The sequence below is a fragment of the Paraconexibacter sp. genome, from assembly GCF_059438195.1.
In genome coordinates this window covers 1-5,852 of record NZ_JBLKKY010000118.1, presented here as the reverse complement: position 1 = coordinate 5,852, position 5,852 = coordinate 1, and the positions used below count along the sequence as shown (strand labels likewise).

Sequence of the window (5,852 nt, the reverse complement as noted above, 5' to 3'; positions counted from 1 at the left end):
AGGACGTCGTCAGCGGCGTCCGCAACACGCAGGACATCGCCGATCTCGCCGAGGTCATGCCCGAGGCCCACGCGGAGCTCGTCGAGATCCTCCGCACGCTCGAGCGTCACTACGGCGACATGCAGGACACGGAGTTCACGGTCGAGGAGGGGCGCCTCTACATGCTCCAGACCCGCAACGCGAAGCGCCCTGCCCAGGCGGCGGTCCGCTTCGCCGTCGACGCGGTGGAGGAGGGGCTGCTCGACAAGGGCGCGGCGCTGCTGACGATCGACGCGGAGTCGCTCGACGCGCTGCTGCACCCGACGTTCGACCCCTCGGTGGACTACGAGGTCGTCGCGCGCGGCGTCGCGGCCTCGCCGGGCGCGGCGAAGGGCGAGATCGTCTTCACTGCCCGTGACGCCATCGCCGCGCGACAGGATCACGCCCATCCGCGCGACGTCGTCCTCGTCCGCCCGTTCACCGAGGCCGACGACGTCGCGGGGTTCGACGCCGCCGTCGGCATCCTCACCAGCGAGGGCGGCAAGGCCTCGCACGCCGCGCTCGTCGCCCGCGGGATGGGCCGGCCCGCGGTGACGGGGGCGAGCGGCATCGAGATCGACCTCGAGGCCCGCGAGGTCCGCATCGGCGACCTCACGCTCCGGGAGGGCGACCGCATCGCGATCAACGGCACGACGGGCGACATCACGACCGACGACGTGCCGCTCGTCGACCCGGAGGTCTCCGAGCACTTCGAGATCGTGCTGCGCTGGGCCGACGAGCTCCGGCGCCTCGGCGTGCGCACGAACGCCGACACCCCGGAGGACACGCGCCGGGCCCACGAGTTCGGCGCCGAGGGCGTCGGGCTCTGCCGCACCGAGCACATGTTCCTCGGTGACCGCCAGCCGCTCATGGCCGCAGCCATCCTCGCTCCCGACACGGAGTCGCGACGGGAGCACCTCGCCCGGCTGAGCGCGCACCAGGAGGAGGACTTCGACGGCATCTTCGCGGAGATGGGGGGCCTGCCGGTGACGATCCGCCTCCTCGACCCGCCCCTGCACGAGTTCCTCCCGCACCCCGAGGAGATGGAGCCCGGGCCCGATCGCGATCGCGCGCACGCCCTCCAGGAGTCGAACCCGATGCTCGGCACGCGCGGCGTCCGCCTCGGGATCCTCATGCCCGACCTGTACCGCATGCAGGTGCGGGCGATCTTCGCCGCCCACCTCCGCGCGGATCCGAGGCCCCGGCTCGAGATCATGATCCCGCTCGTCGGCTACGAGCGAGAGCTCGAGCTCATGCGCGGGGCGATCGAGGAGATCGGCGAGGAGAGCGGGCTCGTCGCGGGCGAGGACTACCTCGTCGGCACGATGATCGAGCTGCCGCGCGCGTGCTTCCTCGCCGACCGCATCGCCGAGCACGCCGACTTCTTCAGCTTCGGGACGAACGACCTCACGCAGACCGGGCTCGGCTTCAGCCGTGACGACATCGAGGCCCGCATCCTCGCCCGCTACATCGACACGCGGATCCTCGACCGCTCGCCGTTCGAGACGCTCGACACTCCCGGCATCGGCCAGATGGTCCGGATGGGGGCGTGGCTCGGCCGCAAGACGAAGGGGGACCTCCACCTCGGCATCTGCGGTGAGCACGGCGGCGACCCGGACTCGATCGCGTTCTTCCACCACTCCGGGATCGACTACGTGAGCTGCTCCCCGTATCGCGTGCCGATCGCGCGCGTCGCCGCGGCGCAGGCCGCCGCCGCGGAGGCGGACGCCTGACCCCCGCGGCCGCCCGCGGCGCGGCCGCGGCGGGTGCGAGAATCCGTCGGGTGGACCCGCACGCCTCTCCAGGACCCGTCGCCCGCGCGCTCCCCGAGCGCCGGCGGTCGTGGGAGGACGCGCACCTGTCCCCGCTCGCCGCGCGCTCGTTCCCGGCGCGCAGGGCGGTCCCCGAGGAGGACTGCGGCCTGCGGACCCCGCTGCAGCGCGACCGCGACCGCATCGTCCACTGCAAGGCGTTCCGGCGTCTCAAGCACAAGACGCAGGTGTTCGTCGCCCCCGAGGGGGACCACTTCCGCACGCGCCTCACCCACACGCTCGAGGTGACGCAGATCTCGCGGACCGTCGCACGGGCGCTCGACCTCAACGAGGACCTCACCGAGGCGATCGGCCTCGGCCACGACCTCGGCCATCCGCCGTTCGGGCATATCGGCGAGGACGTCCTCGATCGCTGCCTGCAGGAGCGCTTCGGCCGGTCCTTCCGGCACTTCGAGCACTCGCTGCGCGTCGTCGACGTGCTCGAGCGCGGCGGGCGCGGGCTCAACCTCACCGAGGACGTCCGCGACGGGATCCTCTGCCACTCCGGCCGGGCGCCCGCGCCGCGGACGCTCGAGGGGCGCATCGTCCGGCTCGTCGACCGCATCGCGTACATCAACCACGACATCGACGACGCGGTCCGGGCCGGCGTCCTCGACGAGCGCGACCTCCCGCCGGGGCCGATCGAGGTGCTCGGCACGACCGGCTCGCAGCGCATCGACCGGCTCGTCCACGACCTCGTCGAGCGCTCCGCCGAGGAGGGCGACATCGTCCAGGGCGAGGAGGCCGGCGGGGCGATGGCCTCGCTGCGCGCGTTCATGTTCGAGGAGGTCTACCTCGGCGCGGTCGCCCGCCGGGAGCACCACCGCATCGAGCGCGTGCTGCGGACGCTGTTCGACCACTACGTCTCCCTCGAGGAGGGCCCGCCGGACGCCGGAGGGGCTCCGGGCGCCGACCTCCCCCAGCGGGTCGTCGACTACATCGCGGGGATGACGGACCGCTACTGCATCAGGACCTTCGAGGCGCTCGCGGTCCCGGCCTCGCTGCGGCTGTAGGCATGGCGCGCTACACGCAGGACTCGAAGGAGCGCGTGCGCGACGCGGTCGACATGGTCGAGCTCTTCGCGTCGCGGACCGACATCCGCCGCACGGGGCCGGGCGCCGCGATGGCCCGCTGCCCGTTCCACGAGGAGCGCACGGCCTCCTGCAGCGTCGACACGCAGAAGAAGGTCTACAACTGCTTCGGCTGCGGCGCGAGCGGCGACTGCTTCCGGTTCGTCGAGGAGCTCGAGGGCCTCGACTTCAAGGGCGCCATCGAGCACCTCGCGAACCGCTTCGGCGTCGAGCTCGAGATCGAGGACGAGGATCCGGAGGCGGCGCGGCGCCGCGAGGCCCGGGAGCGGCTCCTCGAGCTGCTCGAGCGCACGGCGACGTACTACACGCGCGTGCTGTGGGAGTCGAAGGAGGCGCTCCGGGCCCGCGAGTACCTCCTCGGTCGCGGGCTCACCGAGGAGGCGCTGCGGACGTTCCGCGTCGGCTACGCGCCGAAGGCGTGGGACACCGTGCTCCTCGCGTCGCGCCGCGCCGGCTACTCCAACCGCGAGGTGTTCGAGGCGGGACTCGCGATCCGGGCGAAGGGGGAGGGGCGCCTCTACGACCGCTTCCGGGGGCGGATCATGTTCCCGCTCGGGGACCGGCGTGGCCGCGTCCTCGGCTTCGGCGCGCGCTCGCTGTCGACCGAGGGGCCGAAGTACGTCAACTCGCCCGAGGGCACGATCTTCCACAAGCGCGAGCATCTCTACGGGCTCCACCTCGCCCGCAGCGCGGCGACGCGGGCGGGCGAGGTCATCGTCTGCGAGGGCTACACCGACGTCATCGCGCTCCACCAGGCGGGGATGGAGCACGCGGTCGGGCAGATGGGCACGGCGCTGTCGGAGGAGCAGGTCGGCGAGCTCGCGCGGCTGGCGCCGATCGTCCACCTCGCCCTCGACGCCGACGAGGCGGGGCAGAACGCGATGCTGAAGGCGGCCGCGGTCGCCCGCGGGCGGCAGCTCACGCTGCGGGTCGTGCAGCTTCCCGAGGGCCGCGATCCGGCCGACGTCGTCGTCGGCGACGGCGGCCCCGAGGAGATGCGGGGCCTCATCGCCGGGTCGGTGCCGTTCGTGCGCTTCCGGGTCCTGCGCGAGCTCGACCGCGGGGACCTGTCGACGGCCGAGGGGAAGGACGCGGTCATCGACGAGCTGCGCCCCGTCTTCTCCGACCTCCCGGCCGGCGCCGTGCGGGAGGAGCTCGTCGGCCTCGTCGCCGACCGGCTCGACATCAAGCCGTCGCTCGTCGGCGGGTGGCTGTCGGCGGCGGGTCCGCGGTCGGCGCCGTCGCGCGCCGCGTCCGCCCCCTCGGCGGAGGCGGGGGCGCCGTCGCCCGGCGGGGCGCCGCACGCACCTCGACGTGCCCTCGGCGCCGTCGAGCAGGCGGAGCGTCAGCTCCTCGCGGCCGTCATGGCGCTCCCGCAGGCCGGAGCCGCCGAGCTGGAGCGCCTCGGCGTCGAGCAGGCGTTCACCGTCCCCGCCCACCAGGCCGTCGCGCGGCGCCTCGTCGAGACCGCCGGGGGCGGCGCGCCGCCCGCGCCCGAGGACCCCGCGCTCACCGACCTCGACGACGTCCTCCGCGCGAAGGCCGCGTTCCTCGAGGACCCCGAGGAGCTGCGGGCGGCCGTCCTCGCGGTCGAGTACTCCCAGCTCGAGCGCGAGCTCGAGCATCGTCGCCACAGCGGCGCAGGCGGCGTCGTCGAGGTGAAGCAGCGCCTCATCGCGCTCAAGGCGGCCCGCGACGCGGACGCCGAGCGCCGGATGGGCCGGGCCGAGGAGGAGGACTGAGGCCGCGAGCTCCGCGCCCAGGATCCTTCTCGGGAGGCGAGGAGAATCCCGGGCACGACGGGCTCGGAGGCCCCCGTACCGCGGGTCGACCTTCTCTCCGTCGGCGTGCGCGCTACCATTGGCGGAGCATCGATCGGGGGTAATTCAATGGCAGAATGCTCGGCTGTTAACCGAGTCGTTGTGGGTTCGAGTCCCACCCCCCGAGCTTCGTGAACGGCGCCCACCGGGCGCCGTTCGCCGTTCCTCCCCGCCGCCCGCTCCGCTAGCGTCCCGCCGATGACGGAGCAGGGGGGACGGGGCACGATGCCCCGCGGCCGGAGGTTCGTCGGCGTCGCGCTCGGCGCGACGCTCGCGGCGTGCGGGGCGCCCGCGGCGGCCCAGGCGGCGCTGAGCGCCTCGATCGACGGGCCCGTCGGCGAGGGCGCCGTCGGTGCCGGCCTCACCGTGACGATCTCGCGCAGCGGCGCCGTCCTCCAGGGCCCCGCGACCGTCCGGGTACGCGCCGGCGGCGGCACCGCGACGTCCGGCGCCGATCACGCCGCGCTCGACGAGCGCGTGACGCTCCCCGGCAGCGTCTTCGGGACGAGCGCGAGCGTCCGCGTCGCGGTGCTGGACGACCTGCTCGACGAGCCCGACGAGACGGTGCTCGTCACGCTCTCCGAGGTCTCCGGCGACGTCGTGTCCGGGCCCGGTGAGCTGACCGGCGTCATCGTCGACGACGACGCCCCGCCGTCGCTGCGGATCCGCGACGCCGCGGGCGTCGAGGGCACCGGCTCCGCCGGCCTCGTCACGTTCCCGGTCCAGCTGAGCGCCCCCAGCGGCCGCGCCGTGAGCGTCCGGTATGCGGTGACGCCGGGGGACGCGTCGGCCTCCGACGTCGATGTGCGGGGCGGGACCCTCTCCTTCCCACCCGGGGTGACGGAGGGAACCGTCGCGGTCGCGACGACCGGCGACGCCACCGAGGAGCCCGACGAGACGTTCTCCGTCGCGCTCGCCGATCCCGTGCACGCGACGCTCGCCCGGGCGCGCGCGACCGGCACCGTGGTCGACGACGACGTCGCCCCGCCGCCCGCGCCCGCGCCGCCGCCCGCAACCCCGGCACCGGCGCCCGCTCCGCCGCCCGTGGCCGCGGGCCCGGTCCCCGTGCCGGCAGCGCCGTTCGCCGGCGCGGGCTCCACGCCGGCCGCGGT

At 74.5% G+C, this 5,852-nt stretch carries 4 protein-coding genes and 1 tRNA gene; all 5 read left to right on the top strand.

Annotation, left to right across the window (positions count from 1 at the left end; genetic code table 11):
* A partial coding sequence (locus ACME2J_RS21780) for a putative PEP-binding protein (protein WP_495547050.1) occupies positions 1-1,751 on the top strand: 1,751 nt, incomplete at its 5' end.
* A gap of 50 nt (positions 1,752-1,801) precedes the next feature.
* Positions 1,802-2,842, top strand: coding sequence for a deoxyguanosinetriphosphate triphosphohydrolase (locus tag ACME2J_RS21775; protein WP_495547049.1), 1,041 nt, complete (start codon positions 1,802-1,804; stop codon positions 2,840-2,842).
* A 2-nt stretch (positions 2,843-2,844) separates the two neighbouring features.
* On the top strand, positions 2,845-4,662 hold the full coding sequence (dnaG, locus tag ACME2J_RS21770; RefSeq protein ID WP_495547048.1) for a DNA primase: 1,818 nt from the start codon (positions 2,845-2,847) through the stop codon (positions 4,660-4,662).
* A gap of 133 nt (positions 4,663-4,795) precedes the next feature.
* A tRNA-Asn gene (locus ACME2J_RS21765) sits at positions 4,796-4,867 on the top strand.
* A 71-nt stretch (positions 4,868-4,938) separates the two neighbouring features.
* Positions 4,939-5,852, top strand: a 914-nt coding sequence (locus ACME2J_RS21760; protein WP_495547047.1) for a Calx-beta domain-containing protein, incomplete at its 3' end; no start/stop codon positions are given.